Origin of the sequence: Kineococcus haloalkalitolerans (assembly GCF_050871905.1) — a bacterium.
Classification (GTDB): domain Bacteria; phylum Actinomycetota; class Actinomycetes; order Actinomycetales; family Kineococcaceae; genus Kineococcus.
Genome location: NZ_JBJLSH010000010.1, coordinates 56,165 through 73,636, shown reverse-complemented (window position 1 = coordinate 73,636; position 17,472 = coordinate 56,165). Strand labels below are relative to the sequence as shown.

Below are 17,472 nucleotides of genomic sequence, written 5' to 3'. Positions count from 1 at the left end.
GGCAGAACCACCCGGCCCGCGACCCACGGAAGGTCCCCATGCGTCTGCGTCCCCGTCCGCTCGCCGCCGCGGCTGCCCTCGCGCTCAGCGCCGGCCTCGCGCTCGGGAGCGCCGCGCCCGCCTCCGCCGCCGTCACCCCCAGCCGCATCGCCGGCCCCGACCGCGTCGCCACCGCCATCGCCGCGGCCACCCCCACCTTCTCCGGCGGGCGCGCCGCCGCCGTCGTCCTGGCCCGCCAGGACACCTTCGCCGACTCCCTGGCCGCCGCGCCGCTGGCCTCCGACCGCGGCGGGCCGCTGCTGCTCACGCCGAGCGACCGGCTGCCCGACGCCGTGGCCCGCTCCATCCGCGACGTCCTGCGCACCGGCGGCACCGTCTTCCTCCTCGGCGGCCAGAACGCCCTGTCCGCGCAGGTCGAGTCCGCCGTGCGCGCCCTGCCCGGCGTCGGCACCGTGCGCCGCGTCGCCGGCGCCGACCGCTACGCCACCGCCGTCGAGGTCGCGAAGCTCCTGCCCGGCAGCACCGACGTCGCCCTCGTCACCGGCCGCAACTTCCCCGACGGCCTGTCCGCCGGCGCCCTCATGGGCGTCGTCGGCACCGGCTCCTCCCGCGCCCTCGGCGTCGTCCTGCTCACCGACGACGGCGTCCTGCCCGCCGTGACCCGCGACCACCTCGCCCAGCGCCGCACCGCCGACAGCGTCGTCGTCGCCGTCGGCGGCCAGGCCGTGCGCGCCGCCTCCGCCGCCGGGCTGCCCGGCGTCGTGCCGCTGGCCGGCAACGACCGCTACGAGACCTCCGCCGCCGTCGCGCAGCTGTTCGCCTCGAACTCCTACTTCGAGGACTCCACCACCGTCGTCGGCATCGCCACCGGCGAGAACTGGCCCGACGCCCTCGCCGGCTCCGCGCTCCTGGCCTACGGCGGCGGCCCGCTCGTCCTCACCGCCCGCGACGGCCTGCCGCCCGCCTCGGCCACCGCCCTGACCGCCCTGCAGCGCGACGCCCGCGGCACCGGCCGGCCCATCGTGGACGCCCTCGTCTTCGGCGGCCCCGGCGTCGTCAGCGACAACGCCGTCAGCCAGGTGGCGGCCGCTCTGCGCTGAGCCGGCGGCGCGCCTCGGCCGGCGGCTCGGCCTCGTCCAGCGCCAGGCGGCGCGTCAGCTCCGTCAGCCGCGCCTCGACCTGGCGCGAGCGGCGGTAGGACTGCACGACGAAGCCGAGGAAGGCGACCACCAGCCCGTACAGCAGCAGGTCGGTGCCCCGGCCCACGCCCACCAGCCCGGCGACGGCCGTCACCGCGCCGGGCACGAGGATGCTGGCCACCGCGAGCACCACCAGCGCGCCCAGCAGCAGCCGGCGCACCGCCTGGTGCCGCTCGCCCGCGCTGGAGCGCACGAGCAGCGCCCCGACGGCCACGACCGCCGCGATGAGCAGCGCCTGGATGACGAGCACCGCGTCCCCTCCCGTCCGGCTCAGCCGAGCAGCGTCTCGACGAGGATGTTGACGCTGTTCAGCAGCGACTGCCCCTTCGAGCGCGAGTAGTCGGTGTACAGGACCGTCACCGGGTGCTCGCCCCAGCGCAGCCCGGAGCGGCCCACCTGGGCCACGATCTCGCTGGCGTGCGCCATCCGGTTGTGCCGGATCGCCAGCTGCTGCGCGCCGGTGCGCGAGAACACCCGCAGGCCGTTGTGCGCGTCGGTCAGCCGCACCCCCGTGGAGCGGTTCGTCCACACCACCGCCAGGCGCAGCACCACGCGCCGCAGCCGGTCCAGCTCGGTGCTGCCGTCGAGGAAGCGCGAGCCGAAGACCACGTCGAGGTCCTCGGCGACCAGCCGGGCCACCATCGCCTCCGCGTCCTCGACGCGGTGCTGCCCGTCGGCGTCGAAGGTGACGACCGACGTGGTGGACGGGTCGCGCAGCGCGTAGTCCACACCCGTCTGCAGCGCCGCGCCCTGCCCGAGGTTCACCGCGTGGCGCACCACCACCGCGCCCGCGGCCGCGGCCACCTCCGCCGAGCCGTCCGGGCTGCCGTCGTCCACGCACACCACGTGGTCGAAGCGGGTCCGCAGCCGGCGCACCACGTCGCCCACCACGGCCGCCTCGCGGTACAGCGGGACGACGACCCAGGTGCCGGGGTGCCCGTCGCGGACCGGCGCCGGGCCGGACGTGCCCGCGGGGCTCGGCGTGGTCGTCACCGCACCATCATGACCGCCGGCCCGGCGCTCCGCCGCCACCACCGCGCCACCACCGCGCCCGCGATCGGGGAGGATCGCGCGGGTGAAGTCCCTGCTCGCGACGGTCCGCGCGCTGCTCGCGCTCCTCCCGGCCGGCAGCGGCCGCTTCGTCGTCGCCTACAGCGGCGGCCAGGCGCTGCTGGCCGTCCTCGACGTCGTCGCCCTCGGCCTGCTGGCCCTGCTGCTGCCCGTGGCGGTGCGCGGCGGCGGGGAGCTGGCCGTCCCGCTGCCCGTCGTGGGCGCGAGCGTGGACACCGCCACCCTGGTCGGCCTCATCGTCGTCGTCAGCGTCCTGCTCGTCGCCAAGAGCCTGGCCAGCCTGCTGCTCGTGCGCTGGGGCGTCGTCCGCTTCGCCGCCCACGAGGTGCAGGTGGCCGACCGGCTCGTGCGCGCCTACCTGTCGGCGTCCTGGTCGTACCGCCTGCGCGCCAGCTCCGCGCGCGCCGTGCGCACCGTCGACGAGTCGCTCAACCAGACGTTCAACGGCTTCCTCATGCCCTTCTCCAGCCTCGTCGCCGAGGTCGCCTCCCTCGCCGCGGTCGGCGTCGTGGTGCTCGTCGCGGCCTGGCAGACCGCGGTGGTCGCGGCCGTCTACTTCGCCGCGGTCGCCGTCGTGCTGTACGCCGTGATCGCCCGCCGGGCCGCCGTCGCGGGGCGCACGGCCACCAGCACGAGCGTGGAGACGGTGCGGCTGGTGCAGGAGTCCTTCGCCGCCACCAAGGAGATCACCCTGCGCGGGCGGGCCGGTCAGCTGGCCGGGGTCGCCGCCGGGGTGCGCGAGCGCGGCGCCCGCGCGCGCGGCATGGCGTTCTTCTACTCCGTGGGCCCGCGGTACGTGCTGGAGGCGGCGCTGCTGGGCGGCTTCCTCGTCGTCGGCGCCGTCGCCGTGGCCGCGCAGGGGCTGACCGAGGCCGTCTCGGCGATCGGCCTGTTCGCCGTGGCCGGCTTCCGCGTCGTGCCGTGCCTGACGCGCCTGCAGTCGGTGTTCGCGACCATGCACGCCCACGAGGCCAACGCCCTGGAGGTGCTGCAGGCCCTGCGCGAGACCGGCGCCGCCGACGGCCCGCCGCCCGACCTGGACGAGCCCGCCGACGAGCCCGACCCCGACGGCGGGGCCACCCCGCTGCCCGCGGGAGCCGTCGGCGTGCGCCTGCGGGGCGTGACCTTCACCTACCCCGGCAGCGAGCGCCCCGCCCTGGACGGCGTCGACCTCGACGTGCCGGCCGGGGCCCGAGTGGCCGTGGTGGGCCGCTCCGGCTCGGGCAAGTCCACCCTCGTCGACCTCGTCCTGGGCCTGCTGACCCCCTCGGCGGGGCAGGTCCTCGTCGGCGGCCGGGAGCTGGCGCAGGTGGGCGCGGCGTGGCGGCGCCGGGTCGGCTACGTGCCGCAGGAGGTCGCGCTCCTGGACGCCGACGTGGCCCGCAACGTCGCGCTGAGCTGGCGCGACGAGGACGTCGACGTGGAGCGGGTGCGCGAGGTCCTGGCCGCCGCCCAGCTCGCCGACGTGGTGGACGCGCTGCCGCAGGGCGTGCGCACCCCGCTGGGCGAGCGCGGGCTGCGCCTGTCCGGCGGGCAGCGCCAGCGCCTGGGCGTGGCCCGGGCCCTGTACCCGCGCCCGCACGTGCTGGTCCTCGACGAGGCGACCAGCGCCCTGGACGCGGCCACCGAGGCCGCCGTCACCTCCACCGTCGCCGCGCTGCACCGGGAGGTCACCGTCCTGGTCGTCGCGCACCGGCTGGCGACGGTGCGCGACTGCGACGCCGTCGTCCTGCTGGAGGAGGGCCGGGTGGTGGCGGTCGGGACCTTCGACGAGGTCGTCGACGCCGTGCCGGACTTCGCCGTGCAGGCGCAGTTGTCGGGCCTGCGCTGACGGACCCGCGCCGAGCGGCCGCTCAGAGCCCCAGGCGGTGGTGGACGGCGGCGAACCCGGCGGCCACCGCGGCGGGGGAGAAGCGCGCCCGCACCCGCTGCGCGACCAGCGCCGGGTCGAGCGGGGCCGCCGCCGCCGCCTCCACCGCGTCGGCCCAGTCCGCCACCGACCGCGAGGCCACCAGGTGCGCGCCCGGCCCCGCCAGGTCCGCGGCCCCGCCGCGCGCGCCCAGCACCGCCGGGCGCCCGTGCGCCAGGGCCTCCGCGCCCGCGACGCCGAACGTCTCGTGCCGGCTGGGCAGGACGAACACGTCGCAGGCGGCCCACTCGCCGGCGAACTCCGCCGGCGCCCGGCGGCCCAGCAGCTCCACCCGCCCGGCCACCCCGAGGGCGGCGGCGCGCTCGCGCACGGCCGCCTCCAGCGGCCCGCCGCCCACCCAGCGCAGCCGCGCGTCGCGGCCGCGGCGCACCAGCTCGGCGACGACCGCGACCGCGAGCAGCGGGTCCTTGACCGGGCGCAGGTTGCCCACCGCGAGCAGCCGCAGCACCGGCCCGGGTGCCGGGGGCGGGAGCGGGAGCGCGGGCGCCGGGACGACGTTGCCGACCACGGCGACGTCGTCCCCGCGCCGGAAGGGCCGCACGGCGTCCGCGAGGTAGCCGCTGACGGCCACGACGGCGTCCGGGCGCTCCAGCGCCCGGCGCAGCCCGGCCAGCCGGTGCCACACCGGCCCGGCCGAGGCGGGGTCGGACACCCCGGACCAGTGCTCGGTGTGCACCCACGGCACCGCCGGCCGCGGGCGCAGCGGCAGCAGCGCCAGCAGGGTCGGGAAGACCTGCGTGTGCAGGACGTCCGCGCCGCGCAGCGCCGCCCGCACCTCGCGCTGCGCGCGCGCCAGCGAGGCGGGGGAGCGGCGGTCGAGGTGGACGTGGCGCACGCGCGGGTCCCGCGCGGGGCCCGGTGCAAGGTCGGGACCGGGGACCGGCCGGGAGGCCAGGTGCAGCACCCGGACGTCGTGGTCCAGGCCCAGCGCGGCCGCGTGCCGGGCCACGAACACGCCCTCCACCGGGTCCGCGGCGTGCGGGTACCAGGCGGTGACGAGCGTGACGCGCACCCGCCCAGCCTCCCAGCCGCCGCGCGGGGCGCGGGCTAGGGTGCCGCACCGTGCCCCGCCTGGTCCGGATCGTCACGCGGACCTACCCGCCCGACGTGGGGGCCGCGCCCTTCCGCCTGCGGGCGCTGGCCCGGGCGCTGGTCGCCCGCGGCGCCGAGGTGGAGGTCCTCACCGCCCGCCCGCCCGCGGCGGCGCCCGGCGACGAGCCCGCCGACGCGGGGGTGCGGGTGCTGCGCGCGCCCGTGCTGCGCGACGGCGACGGCGCGGTGCGCGGCTACCTGCCCTACCTGAGCTTCGACGTCCCCGCGCTGGCGCGGCAGCTGGGCGGCCGGCGACCCGACGTCGTCGTGCACGAGCCGCCGCCCACCACGGGGCTGGCCGTGCGCGCCGCCGGCGCGCTGCGCGGGGTGCCGTACGTCTCCTACGTGCCCGACGTGTGGTCCCTGGGCGCCGCGGCCGCCGGCGCCCCGGCGCCCGTGCTGCGCGCGCTGCGCGTGGCGGAGGGCGCGGCCCTGCGCGGCGCCGCGGCCGTGCTGGCCGTCACCGCCGGGATGGCCGAGGAGGTGCGCCGGGCGGGCGTGGGCGCCGGGCGGGTGCACGTGGTGGGCAACGGAGTGGACACCGACGTGTTCGCGCCCGCCGCCGGGACGCCCGGCACCGGCCCGGGCCTGGTCGCCGTCTACAGCGGGACGATGTCGGAGTGGCAGCGGGCGGAGGTGTTCGTCCGCGCCGTGGCGCTCCTGCGCGCCGAGGGGCGCGACGTGCGGCTGACGATGGTCGGCGCCGGGGTCGACGCAGCCCGCCTGCGCGACCTTGCCGCGCGCGTGGCGCCGGACGCCGTGCGGCTGCCCGGGCAGGTGCCGGCCCGGCGGGCCGCCGAGCTGCTGGCCGGCGCCGACGTCGCGCTGGCCTCCCTCGTGCCCGGCAGCGGCTACGACCTCATGGCGCCCACGAAGGTGGCCGCCGCCGCGGCGTGCGGGACGCCGGTGCTGTTCGCCGGCGCCGGCGCCGGGCGCGAGGCCGTGCTGGCGGGGGACCTGGGCGCGGTCTGCGCGCACGACCCGGCGGCCGTGGCCGCCGCGCTGCGCTCGTGGGCGCGCCCGGACGCGGCCGCGCGGGCCCGGCTGCGGGAGTGGGCGCTGCGCCACGGCTCGCTGGCCGCGGCCGCCGACCGCGCCGCCGACGTCGTGCTGGCCGCGGCGACCGGTGCGCGCGGGCGCGGGAGCGGCGCGTGACGTGGTGGCAGGCCGCGTCGCCGCAGCTGCTCGGCGTCGTCGTCCTCCTGCTGCCCGGCCTGCTCGTCGGCGCCGCCCTGCGGCTGCGCGGCACCGCCCTGCTGGGCGCGGCGCCCCTGCTGACCGTCGCCGTGCTCGCCGGCGCGGCCGTCGCCGCCTCCCTCGGCGGCCTGCGGTTCGGGCCGCTGGCCGCGGCCGCGGGGACGGCCGCGGCCGCCGTCGCCTCCGGGCTGGCGGGCCTGGTCGTGACCGCCGCCACCCGCCGTGGGCCCGGCAGCGAGCCGGGCGGCGGGCGGGGGACCGCCGCGGCGCAGCGGGCGGAGGAGCGCACCGCGGCGGCCGCCCTGGCCGGCACGGCGGGGGCCGCGGTCCTGGCGCACCTGTCGGTCCAGCGGGGGCTGGGTCGACCCGACGTCGTCTCCCAGACGTTCGACGCCACCTTCCACCTCAACGCCGTCCGGTGGGTCCTGGACACCGGCGACGCCTCCCCGTGGTCGGTCGCGCGGCTGACCGCCCCGCAGGGCGGCGGCTTCTACCCCAGCGGCTGGCACGCCGTCACCGCGCTGGTGGCCTCCCTCGGGCCCTCGCCCGTCGTCGCCGCCAACGTCGTCGTCTGGGTGGTCGCCGGGGTCGTCTGGCCGCTCGGCTGCGCGCTGCTGGTGCGCGCGGTCGTGGGCGCCCGCCCGCTGCTCGTGGCCTCCGGCGCGGTCCTCAGCCAGGCCTTCGTCGCCCTGCCGTGGCTCGTGGACCGCTGGGGCGTGCTGTGGCCGCAGGCGCTGGGCACCACCCTGGCCGCGGCCGTCCTGGGGCTGGCCGCGCTGGCGGCCGGGGCCGGCCCGGCGGGCGTCGCGGACCGGGTGCGCGCGGCGCTGGCGGCCGTCGCCGGCGGGGGCGGGTGCGCCCTGGTGCACCCCGGCGCTCTGCTGCTCCTGCTGCCGCTGCTGGCGCTGCTGCTGCTCGTCAGCGCCCTGCCGCAGGCCCTGCTGCCCTGGCGGGCGGCACCGGCGCAGCGGGCGGTGGCCGCCCTCGCGATCCTCGGCGCCGCGGCGGCCGCCGCCGGTCTGGCCGTGCTGTGGCCGCGGACGGCGTCCGTGCGCGCCGCGGACTGGCCCGCGACGCGGTCGGTCCCGCAGGCGCTGTGGGAGTCGGTGAGCCTGTCGCCGGCGGGGTCGGGCGGCAGCGCGGTGGCCGCCGTCCTCGTCGCGGCGGGTCTGCTGGTGGCCGCCCGGCGCACCGGGCTGCGCTGGCTCGTGGCCGCCCACGTCCTGCTCGTGGCCCTCGACGTCCTGGCCGCCGCCGTCGACGCTCCGGTCAGCCAGCAGCTGACGGGCTTCTGGTACAACGACCGCTTCCGCCTGGCCGCCGCCGTCCCGCTGACGGGGGTGCCCCTGGCGGTGCTGGGGGCGCGGGCCCTGGCGGTCGCCGCGGCGCGCGCCGTCCGCCGCCCGGTCGCGGGGCGGCTGGCCGCCGGGGCCCTCGCCGCGGCGGTGCTGGCCGCGGCGGTGCCGCAGGTGCGCGGCAACGGCGACCAGCTGGGCCTGACCAACGCGCGCGCGGCGGAGTCGCCGCCGCTGTCGCTGGTCGACGAGGCCGAGCAGCGCTTCCTGGAGGACCTGCGCCGATGGGTGCCGCCGGGCGACGTGGTCGCCGGCACGCCGTGGGACGGCAGCAGCTCCGCCTACGCCCTGTCGGGGGTCCCGGTGCTGTACCCGCACTTCCGCGGCGGCCAGCCGGAGGACTGGGCGTTCCTGGCCGACCACCTGCAGGACGCCGGCGTCGACCCGGCGGTGTGCCCGGCGCTGGAGCGCCGGGACGTGCGCTGGGTGCTGGACGCCGGCGAGCTGTGGGACCCGCCGCTGCTGGCCCCCGCCGGGTACACGGCCTTCCGCGCCTTCCAGGGCCGGCCGGGCTTCGAGCCGGTGGCCGCCGGCGGCGGGGTGACGCTGTACCGGATCACGGCGTGCCGCTGACCCTGCTGGAGGTCCGCCGCCGGCCGCCCGCGGGCGGCTAGGCTCCGGCGGGTCATGACGAAGCAGCCGCAGCCGCCCGCGCCCCCGGCGACCGAGCCGTTCGACCCCTCGAGCGCGACGGTGGTCGTCGTCACCTACGACCGCAGCGCGCTGCTGGCGCGGCTGCTGGACTCGCTGCTGGCGATGGACCCGCTGCCGGGCCGCGTGGTCGTGGTGGACAACGCCTCCACCGACGACACCCCGCGGGTGCTGGACGCCTACGCCGCCCGCTTCGCCGAGGCCCTGCCCGGCGGGCTGGTGGTGCACCGCTCGCCGGTCAACACGGGCGGCGCCGGCGGCTTCTCCGAGGGCGTGCGCGTGGCGTGGGAGCTGGGCGCCACCTGGCTGTGGCTGATGGACGACGACGTCGAGGTGGTCCCGGGCGCCCTGGGCCGGCTGGGCCGGTGGGCGGAGCGCTTCCGCAGCGTGCAGCCGCGCCGCTACGACTTCGACGGCAGCGAGTTCTACTGGCAGTACCGGCAGTCCACGGCGCTGGGGATCCCCATCCCCTTCGCGCCCGCGGGCTTCGACGCCTCCGGCTTCCGGGACATGAACTCCGGCTGCTTCGAGGGGATGCTCGTGCACCGCGACGTCGTCGCGGAGATCGGCCTGCCGGACCCGCGCTTCTTCATCTACTGGGACGACGCCGTCTACGGCTGGCTGGCCTCGCGGGTGACCCGCTCGGTGATCGTCGACGAGTTCGCGCTGCGCCGCACCCGCGAGATCAGGCAGTGGGACATGGGCGTGCGCCACCTGAACGCCAGCTCCGACCGCTACCGCTACTACATCCTGCGCAACCGCGGGATCATGCGGCACTACTACCGCGCGCACGGCGCGCTGAAGCCGGTGCGCTTCGCGCTGGGCACGCTGCTGACGATCGCCAAGGAGCTGGTGCGCCTGGTGGTGGTGGAGCGCACGGTGCGGGGCACGAGCAACCTGTGGCGGGGCCTGCGCGACGGCCGTCGCATCGCCCGCGACCGCTCCTTCGCGACCATGCCGCCGCTCGCGCCTGCTCCGGCGCAGCCGTCCGGGCGGCTACGCTGACGGCCACCATGCCTACGAACAGCGCGCCCGCGAGCACCGCCTCGGCCGACCTCGTCGTCGTCGGCTCGGGCTTCTTCGGCCTCACCGTCGCCCGGCAGTGCGCCGAGCAGCTGGGCCTGAAGGTCCTCGTCCTGGACCGCCGCGACCACATCGGCGGCAACGCCTACTCCTCGCCCGAGCCGCGCACGGGCATCGAGGTGCACCGCTACGGCGCGCACCTGTTCCACACCTCCAACGAGCGGGTGTGGGAGTACTGCAACCGCTTCACCAGGTTCACGAACTACGTCCACCGCGTCTACACGAACTACCGCGGTGAGGTGTACCCGATGCCGGTGAGCCTGGCGACGATCAACCAGTACTTCCGCAAGGCCCTGTCGCCGGCCGAGGCGCGCGCGCTCGTGGCCGAGCAGGCCGGGGAGATCGACACCGCGTCCGCGGACAACTTCGAGGACAAGGCGATCTCGCTGATCGGGCGCCCCCTGTACGAGGCGTTCTTCCGCGGTTACACCGCCAAGCAGTGGCAGACCGACCCGCGCGAGCTGCCCGGGGAGACGGTCACCCGCCTGCCGGTGCGCTGGACGTACGACAACCGCTACTTCAACGACACCCACGAGGGCCTGCCCGTCGACGGGTACACGGCCTGGCTGGAGCGGATGGCCGACCACGAGAACATCGAGGTGCGGCTGGAGACGGACTTCCTGCGCGACGGCGCGCTGTCCAAGGACGCCGTCGTGGGCCAGGTGCCGGTCGTCTACACCGGCCCGGTCGACGAGTACTTCGACCGCGCCGAGGGCGAGCTGACCTGGCGCACGCTGGACTTCGAGCAGGAGGTCCTCGACGTGGGCGACTTCCAGGGCACCCCGGTCATGAACTACGCCGACGAGGACGTGCCCTACACGCGGATCCACGAGTTCCGGCACTTCCACCCGGAGCGCGACTACCCGCGCGACGCCACGGTGGTGATGAAGGAGTTCTCCCGCTTCGCCGCCCGCGGCGACGAGCCGTACTACCCGGTGAACACCCCCGCCGACCGCCAGCGCCTGCTGGCCTACCGCGACCTGGCCCGCGGCGAGCGCGGCGTCCTGTTCGGCGGGCGCCTGGGCACCTACAAGTACCTCGACATGCACATGGCCATCGGTGCCGCGCTGTCGATGGTCGACAACAAGCTGGCCCCGCACTTCCGCGACCGCGCCCCGCTGGTCAGCGGCGGCGTCGCCGGCGACGACACCGACGGGGGGTCGCAGCGGTGAGCACCGTGGTGACGGAACTGCCGGGCGCGACCTGGCGCACGGTCCACCGGGTCGTCATGCCCGTGGACGTCGACGCCGACGACATGCCGCTGTACGTGGACCACGCCGCGGCCGTCGTCACCGGCGCCGAGACCGCCGGCCGGGCGGGGGAGTCGCTCGACGACCTGCCGCAGGCGGCCGCCGCGGGCGGCGAGCCGTCGTTCGCGGTGCACCAGGAGGGGCGCGCGGAGAACGTCCGCGGCCGCCGCGGCCTCGTCGTGGACGCCGGCTCGCGGGTGTCCTTCGGCACCTACTTCAACGCCTTCCCCGCCAGCTACTGGCGGCGCTGGACCACCGCCAGCGCGGTGCGCCTGAACGTGGAGCTGGCCGCCCCGGGCACCGTGACGGTCTACAAGTCCAACGCGCGCGGCCTGCGCCAGCGCGTGACCTCGCGCACCGTCAGCGGCGGTGAGCCGTTCACGCTCGACATGTCGCTGGCCAGCTTCGGCGACGGCGGCTGGCTGTGGTTCGACCTGGCCGCCGGCGCGGAGGAGACCCGCCTGGTCTCGGCGCACTGGCAGGTCGACGGCGAGGAGCACGCCCCGGCCTCGACGCTGTCCATCGCGATCACCACCTTCAACCGCCCCGACTACTGCCTGGCGCTGCTGCGCTCCCTGGCGGCGGCCGGGGAGGTGCGCGCCGTCCTGGACGAGGTCCTCGTCATGGACCAGGGCACGCAGCTGGTGGAGGAGGAGAAGGGCTTCGCGGAGGTCGCCGCCGACCTGGGCGCGCAGCTGCGCATCGTCCGCCAGGGCAACCTGGGCGGTTCCGGCGGCTTCTCCCGCGGGATGCGCGAGGTGCTGCGCGAGGGCCGCTCCGACTACGTCCTGCTGCTGGACGACGACATCGTCGTGGAGCCGGAGGGCGTGCTGCGGGCGCTGCAGTTCGCCCAGGCGTGCCGTCGCCCCACGATCGTCGGCGGGCACATGTTCGACATGTTCGACCGCTCCGTCCTGCACTCCCTGGGCGAGCGCATCGACAAGTACCGCTTCTTCTGGGGCTCGGTCACCGGGGTCCGGGAGCGCCACGACCTGGCCGCGCGCAACCTGCGCTCGACGCCGTGGATGCACAAGCGCGTCGACGTCGACTACAACGGCTGGTGGATGTGCCTCATCCCCACCGAGGTGGTCCGCGAGGTCGGCCTGTCGCTGCCCGTCTTCATCAAGTGGGACGACGCCGAGTACGGCCTGCGCGCCGCCGAGGCCGGCTACTCGACCGTCAGCCTGCCCGGGGCGGCCGTCTGGCACGTGTCGTGGATCGACAAGGACGACGGCACCGACTGGCAGGCGTACTTCCACGAGCGCAACCGGCTCGTGGCGGCCCTGCTGCACTCCCCGTACGGGCACGGCGGCGCGATCTTCCGCGAGAGCGTCTTCACGGACGTCAAGCACCTGATCTCGATGCAGTACTCCACCGAGGCGCTGCGCCTGATGGCCCTGCACGACGTGCTGGAGGGCCCGGAGCACCTGCTGCGGGCGCTGCCCACGCGCACCGCCGAGATCCGCGCGGCCCGCAAGGAGTACCCCGACGCGGGCACGTCCACCGACGTGGACGCCTTCCCGACCCCGCGGCTGCGCAAGCCGCCGCGCAAGGGCAAGGAGCCCACGGCCCCGCACCGCGCGGTCCTCGTGCCGTGGACGGTGCGGCAGGTGGCCCGCCACCTGAGCGCCCCCGCGCCGGAGGCGCTGGAGCGCCCCGAGCGCCAGGTCGCGGCGATGGACTCGAGCTGGTGGCGCCTGGCGCACTACGACTCCGCGGTCGTCTCCACGGCCGACGGCACCGCGGCCTCCTGGTACCGCCGCGACCCCCGCCGCTTCCGCGACCTGCTGCGCCGCAGCGCCGACGCCCACCAGCAGCTGTGGCGGCGCTGGGAGGAGCTCTCCCGCGCCTACCGCGCCGCGCTGCCCGAGGTCACCTCCCCGCAGGGCTGGGACACCGTCTTCGACGCGCACACGACGTCGGTGACGCGGTACGGAGAGGAGCGCTGAGCGGCGTGACCGCGGCCCGTCCCGCGGGCGGCGACGCCGGCGCGGTGGACGGCTTCGTCGTCCCCGGCCGGGGACGCGGCCTCCTCGACGTCTTCGAACGCCGCTACCTGCTCAAGCTGCTGGTCCGCAAGGAGCTGCGCGTCCGCTACCAGGGCTCCTTCCTGGGGCTGCTGTGGAGCTACGTCAAGCCCGCCGTGCAGTTCGCGGTCTTCTACTTCGCCCTCGGCGTCTTCCTGCAGCAGCGCGACGTGGTGCAGAACTACGCCGTCTACCTGTTCTCCGGCATCGTCGTCATCAACTTCTTCTCCGAGACGTTCGGCAACGCCACCCGCGCGGTGGTCGCGAACGCGCCGCTGGTGAAGAAGATCTACCTGCCGCGCGAGCTGTTCCCGGTCTCCAGCGCCTGGGTGGCCGGGGTCCACTTCGTCCCGCAGATGGTCGTGCTGCTGGCCGGCACCCTCGTCGCCGGGTGGCGGCCCACGCCCGTGCAGCTCCTGTCGGGCGTCCTCGGCTTCGTCACCGTGGCGCTGCTGGCGGTGGGCCTGGGGCTGTTCTTCGGCTCGATCAACGTCCTGTTCCGCGACTTCGAGAACATCGTCGACCTCATGCTGCTGGTCGTCACCTGGACCTCGCCGGTCCTGTACACGTGGAACCTGGTGCAGGCGCAGCTGCCGGAGTGGCTGTGGTTCGTCTACCAGCTCAACCCCGTCACCAGCGCCGTGGAGCTGTTCCACCACGCCTTCTGGTTCGGCTCCACCGACGGCGACCCGTCGCTGGTGCCGCCGGACCTGGCCTGGTTCGCGCTGTCCGCGTTCGGCCTGGCCGTCCTCGTGCTGGTGCTCGGCCAGCTGACCTTCCGGCGGCTCGAGGGCCGCTTCGCGCAGGAGCTGTGAGGCCGTGAGCACCCCAGCGGGCACCAGCGCCGGCACGCGCACCACCATCCGCGTCGAGGGCGTCAGCAAGCAGTTCCACCTGCGCCACGACCGCAGCCTCAAGCAGCTGGCGATCTCCGCCTTCCGCGGCAAGGACCTCGGCAACACCTTCTCCGCGCTCGACGGCGTGGACCTCACCGTCGCCGAGGGCGAGGCCGTGGCGCTGCTCGGGCTCAACGGCTCGGGCAAGTCGACGCTGCTCAAGCTCATCTCCGGCGTCATGAGCCCCGACACCGGCCGCGTCCTGGTGCGCGGGCGCATCGCCGGGCTCATCGAGGTCGGCGCCGGCTTCCACCCCGACCTCACCGGCCGGGAGAACGTCTACCTCAACGGCGCCATCCTCGGGATGGACGAGGCGACCATCGGGCGCCGCTTCGACGAGATCGTCGCGTTCAGCGAGATCGAGCAGTTCATCGACACCGAGGTCAAGTTCTACTCCTCCGGGATGTTCCTGCGGCTGGCGTTCGCCGTCGCCGTGCACACCGACCCGGAGATCTTCCTCATCGACGAGATCCTCGCCGTCGGCGACGCGCCCTTCCAGCAGAAGTGCCTGGCGCGCATCCGCGAGCTGCGCGCCGAGGGCCGCACCCTGGTCATCGTCAGCCACGACCTGAACATGGTCGAGGGGCTGTGCGACCGCGGTGTCGTCCTCGAGCGCGGTCGGATGGTCGCCGACGAGGACATCACCTCCGCCGTTGACCGCCTGCGATGAAGGACCCCATGACGACCGCCCCCGCGCCCGGCGCGACCACCGAGCTGCCGCAGGACCCGACGCCCACGACGGCCGAGCTGCGCTTCATGATCGCCGTGCAGCGGCGGCTGTCCGCGCCCGCCGTCGTCCGCACCGCCCAGCTGATGAGCCACGCCGGCGAGCACGCCGCCGTGTGGATCGCCGCCGGGGCGGTGGGCGCGCTGGCCGACCGGCCGCGCCGCCGCGAGTGGGTGGAGGCCACGGCCGCCGTCGTCGCCGCCCACGGTGCCAGCGTCGTCCTCAAGCGGTTCACCCGACGGCTGCGCCCCTCGCACCCGCACGTCACCGTGCACGCCGGCACGCCCAGCCGCTGGAGCCTGCCCAGCTCGCACGCCACCTCCACCACGGCCGCCGCCGTCGCGTTCGGCCGCCTCGTCGGGCGCGGGCGCCTCGCGCCGCTGGTGCCCGCGATGGCCCTGTCGCGCATCGTCGTCGGCGTGCACTACCCCAGCGACGTCGCGGCCGGCAGCGCGCTGGGCGCCGGGGTCGCCGCCCTGGTCCCGCGGGTGCTGGGGCGGTGGCGGTGAACGCCGTCACCGGGCTGGTCCGCACCGCCCGCCCGCGCCAGTGGGTCAAGAACGTCCTCGTCGTCGCGCCGCTGCTGCCGGCGGGCGCGGCCCAGCTGGACGGCCACGCGTTCCTCGGCGCGGCCGTCGCCTTCGCCGCGTTCTGCGTCGTGGCCAGCGCCGTCTACCTCGTCAACGACGCCAAGGACGTCGAGGCGGACCGCGCCCACCCCAAGAAGCGGTTCCGGCCCATCGCCTCGGGGGTGGTGTCCCCGGGCGCGGCCTACGCCACCGCCGTCGTCCTCTTCGTCGTCGGCATCGGCGGCTCGGCCCTGTGGGAACCGGGGCTGGCCGTCGTCATGGCCGTCTACGCGGTCATCCAGCTCATCTACTGCTTCGGCATGAAGCACGAGCCGGTCGTGGAGCTGGCCAGCGTCGCCTCCGGCTTCCTGCTGCGGGCGCTGGCCGGCGGCGTGGCCGCGGGCATCGAGCTGTCGGAGTGGTTCCTGCTCACCACGGCGTTCGGCTCGCTGTTCATGGCGGCCGGCAAGCGCTACGCCGAGGCCCGCCAGGGCGAGGCGACGGGCCGGGCCGTGCGCAAGGTCGTGCAGAAGTACACGCAGACGTACCTGCGCTTCGTGTGGACGCTGTCGGCCACGGTGCTCGTCACCGCTTACTCGCTGTGGGCGTTCAGCGTCCTGCCCGAGGAGGCGCAGCCGTGGTCGTGGGTGTCGGTCGTGCCGTTCGTCCTGGCCGTCCTGCGCTACGGCGTGGACGTGGACCGCGGGCAGGCCGAGGAGCCGGAGGAGCTGGCGCTGCACGACCGCGTGCTGCTGTCGCTGGCCGCCTCGTGGGTCGTCGTGCTGCTGCTGGCGGTGTACGCGTGAGCGGCCTGGCGGCGTTGAGCCGCCACCACCGCGTGCAGGAGGTCTTCCGCTTCCTCGTCACCGGCGGGCTGGCGTACCTCGTCGACGTCGCCGTCTTCAACCTGCTGCTGCTGGTGTTCGACGTGCCGTCGGTGTGGTCGAAGGTCGTCTCCAGCGCCGTCGCGATCCTCGTGGCGTTCCTGGGCTCGCGGTACTACACGTGGCGGGACCGGCGCAGCGCCAACCCCGTCCGCGAGTACGCGATGTTCCTCTTCCTCAGCGTCGTGGCCGCTCTCCTCCAGGTCGGCTGCCTGTGGGTCTCGCACCACCTCATGGGCTTCACCTCGCCGCTGGCGGACAACATCTCCTCCAACGTCGTCGGCATGGCCCTGGCGACGGTCTTCCGCTTCTTCACCTTCCGCTCGCTCGTCTTCCCCGACCGGTCGTGAGCCCGGCGCGGGCGCCGCGGCCGTCGCTGCTCCGGTGGCTGCCGCTGGTGCTCGCGCTGGCCTGGTCCGGCGTCGTCCTGGCCACCGGGGTGACCACCGAGGCCTGGCAGCCCGGCTACGACCTGGCCGTCTACCGCGACGGCGCGCGCGACCTGCTGGCCGGGGCCGACCTGTACGAGCGGCGCACCGGGCGCGGGCACGCCTTCGTCTACCCGCCGCTGGCAGCGCTGCTGATGCTGCCGCTGCTCCTGCTGCCGCCGACCGCGGCGCTGGTCGTCTGGGACGTCGTCCTCGTCCTCGCCCTCCTCGCGGCCGGCGGGTGGCTGCTGCGGGTCGCGGGGCTCTGCGCGCGGTGGCGGCCGGCGGCGCTCGCGCTCGTCGTCGTCTCCGACCCGTTCCGCGAGTCCCTCGTCCTGGGGCAGATCAGCCCGCTGGTCGTCCTCGCCCTCGTCGCCGGCGTCGTCCTCGCCGGGCGGGGCCGCCCGCGCACGGGGGCGCTGCTGGCCGGGCTGGCCGGTGCGGTGAAGGTCACCCCCGCGCTGGTGGTCCTGCTGGGGGCGGCGCGCGGCTGGCGGCGCTTCGCCGGCTGGACCGTCGCGGCGGGGGTGCTGCTGACCGCCGCGGGGGTGGCCGCCTCGCCGTCGGCGCTGCGCTCCTACCTGCTGGGGGCGCTGTGGGACTCCTCGCGCGTCGCGGCGCCGGACACGATCAGCAACAACTCCCTGGCGGGGGCGTTCAGCCGCGCGGGCCTGGGCGACGGCACCGCCACCGCGCTGGGCGCCGGGCTGTCCGCCGTCCTGGTCGCGGTCCTCGTCGTGCTCGTCGTCCGCGCGGGGCACCGGACGGGCAGGCCCGGGGCGGGGGAGCGGGCGCTGCACCTGGGGCTGGCGGTGAGCCTGCTGACGTGCCTGGCCAGCCCGGTGACGTGGACGCACCACGCGCTGGCCGCGCCGCTGGCCGCGCTGGCGCTCGCCCGGCACCGGCCGGTCGTGGCGGGGCTGGCGGGGGTGCCGTGGCTGCTGCCGGTGCTGCAGCAGGCCGACGCCCTCGGCGGCGTCGCCGGCGCGCTGCTGGCGCAGACCCGCCCGCTGTCGCTGCTCGTCCTGCTGGCCCTGACCCTGCGCGCCACCGCCCTCCGCCCCTCGGTGACCACGGACGGGTGAGCCGCCGCCCGTCCGCGATCACCGCGGG

General features: G+C 76.4%; 16 protein-coding genes. 13 read left to right on the top strand and 3 right to left on the bottom strand.

From position 1 onward, the window contains the following. The first annotated feature begins 38 nt into the window (after positions 1 to 38). Positions 39 to 1,100, top strand: a complete 1,062-nt coding sequence (locus tag ACRYMY_RS06270) for a cell wall-binding repeat-containing protein (RefSeq protein WP_432546404.1) — start codon at positions 39 to 41, stop codon at positions 1,098 to 1,100. On the opposite strand, the gene ACRYMY_RS06265 is transcribed toward ACRYMY_RS06270, so the two are convergent. Both ACRYMY_RS06265 and ACRYMY_RS06260 read right to left on the bottom strand, forming a co-directional pair. Continuing rightward, positions 1,072 to 1,449, bottom strand: coding sequence for a DUF2304 domain-containing protein (locus tag ACRYMY_RS06265; RefSeq protein WP_432546403.1), 378 nt, complete (start codon positions 1,447 to 1,449; stop codon positions 1,072 to 1,074). The two genes, ACRYMY_RS06270 and ACRYMY_RS06265, sit on opposite strands and share 29 nt — an antisense overlap. A 20-nt stretch (positions 1,450 to 1,469) precedes the next feature. Beyond that, positions 1,470 to 2,192, bottom strand: a complete 723-nt coding sequence (locus tag ACRYMY_RS06260) for a glycosyltransferase family 2 protein (protein ID WP_432546402.1) — start codon at positions 2,190 to 2,192, stop codon at positions 1,470 to 1,472. Positions 2,193 to 2,274: 82 nt separating this feature from the next. On the opposite strand from ACRYMY_RS06260, the gene ACRYMY_RS06255 reads away from it, so the two are divergent. Beyond that, entirely contained in the window at positions 2,275 to 4,101 is a 1,827-nt protein-coding gene (locus tag ACRYMY_RS06255; RefSeq protein WP_432546401.1) for an ATP-binding cassette domain-containing protein, read from the top strand. 22 nt (positions 4,102 to 4,123) lie between these two features. Here ACRYMY_RS06255 and ACRYMY_RS06250 read toward each other — a convergent pair whose 3' ends face one another. Further along, complete coding sequence (locus ACRYMY_RS06250) at positions 4,124 to 5,212, bottom strand: glycosyltransferase (protein ID WP_432546400.1); 1,089 nt, start codon at positions 5,210 to 5,212, stop codon at positions 4,124 to 4,126. Positions 5,213 to 5,262: 50 nt separating this feature from the next. On the opposite strand from ACRYMY_RS06250, the gene ACRYMY_RS06245 reads away from it, so the two are divergent. From ACRYMY_RS06245 to ACRYMY_RS06195, 11 genes are read left to right on the top strand one after another with little or no spacing between them, the layout of a single operon-like run. Beyond that, positions 5,263 to 6,447, top strand: a complete 1,185-nt coding sequence (locus ACRYMY_RS06245; protein ID WP_432546399.1) for a glycosyltransferase family 4 protein — start codon at positions 5,263 to 5,265, stop codon at positions 6,445 to 6,447. Further along, positions 6,444 to 8,417: a DUF6541 family protein gene (locus ACRYMY_RS06240; protein WP_432546398.1), complete on the top strand. Its 1,974-nt coding sequence runs from the start codon at positions 6,444 to 6,446 to the stop codon at positions 8,415 to 8,417. The genes ACRYMY_RS06245 and ACRYMY_RS06240 overlap by 4 nt, the downstream gene beginning before the upstream one ends. Positions 8,418 to 8,471: 54 nt before the next feature. Continuing rightward, positions 8,472 to 9,500, top strand: a complete 1,029-nt coding sequence (locus ACRYMY_RS06235; RefSeq protein WP_432546397.1) for a glycosyltransferase — start codon at positions 8,472 to 8,474, stop codon at positions 9,498 to 9,500. A gap of 8 nt (positions 9,501 to 9,508) precedes the next feature. After that, the gene (gene glf / locus ACRYMY_RS06230) at positions 9,509 to 10,750 is read left to right on the top strand and encodes a UDP-galactopyranose mutase (RefSeq protein ID WP_369052001.1); all 1,242 of its coding nucleotides are present in this window, start codon (positions 9,509 to 9,511) and stop codon (positions 10,748 to 10,750) included. Further along, on the top strand, positions 10,747 to 12,777 hold the full coding sequence (locus ACRYMY_RS06225) for a glycosyltransferase (RefSeq protein ID WP_432546396.1): 2,031 nt from the start codon (positions 10,747 to 10,749) through the stop codon (positions 12,775 to 12,777). The genes glf and ACRYMY_RS06225 overlap by 4 nt, the downstream gene beginning before the upstream one ends. Positions 12,778 to 12,782: 5 nt before the next feature. Beyond that, entirely contained in the window at positions 12,783 to 13,670 is an 888-nt protein-coding gene (locus ACRYMY_RS06220) for an ABC transporter permease (protein ID WP_432546395.1), read from the top strand. Between the two features lie 4 nt (positions 13,671 to 13,674). Next, the gene (locus tag ACRYMY_RS06215) at positions 13,675 to 14,421 is read left to right on the top strand and encodes an ABC transporter ATP-binding protein (RefSeq protein ID WP_432546394.1); all 747 of its coding nucleotides are present in this window, start codon (positions 13,675 to 13,677) and stop codon (positions 14,419 to 14,421) included. 8 nt (positions 14,422 to 14,429) lie between these two features. Continuing rightward, complete coding sequence (locus ACRYMY_RS06210; RefSeq protein ID WP_432546393.1) at positions 14,430 to 14,987, top strand: phosphatase PAP2 family protein; 558 nt, start codon at positions 14,430 to 14,432, stop codon at positions 14,985 to 14,987. Further along, complete coding sequence (locus ACRYMY_RS06205) at positions 14,984 to 15,853, top strand: decaprenyl-phosphate phosphoribosyltransferase (protein ID WP_432546392.1); 870 nt, start codon at positions 14,984 to 14,986, stop codon at positions 15,851 to 15,853. Before ACRYMY_RS06210 ends, ACRYMY_RS06205 begins: the two co-directional genes overlap by 4 nt. Beyond that, positions 15,850 to 16,281 carry a GtrA family protein gene (locus ACRYMY_RS06200; RefSeq protein ID WP_432546391.1) on the top strand — a complete coding sequence of 144 codons (432 nt, stop codon included), beginning with the start codon at positions 15,850 to 15,852 and terminating at the stop codon, positions 16,279 to 16,281. The genes ACRYMY_RS06205 and ACRYMY_RS06200 overlap by 4 nt, the downstream gene beginning before the upstream one ends. After that, on the top strand, positions 16,278 to 17,444 hold the full coding sequence (locus tag ACRYMY_RS06195; RefSeq protein WP_432546390.1) for a glycosyltransferase family 87 protein: 1,167 nt from the start codon (positions 16,278 to 16,280) through the stop codon (positions 17,442 to 17,444). The genes ACRYMY_RS06200 and ACRYMY_RS06195 overlap by 4 nt, the downstream gene beginning before the upstream one ends. Positions 17,445 to 17,472: the final 28 nt, after the last annotated feature.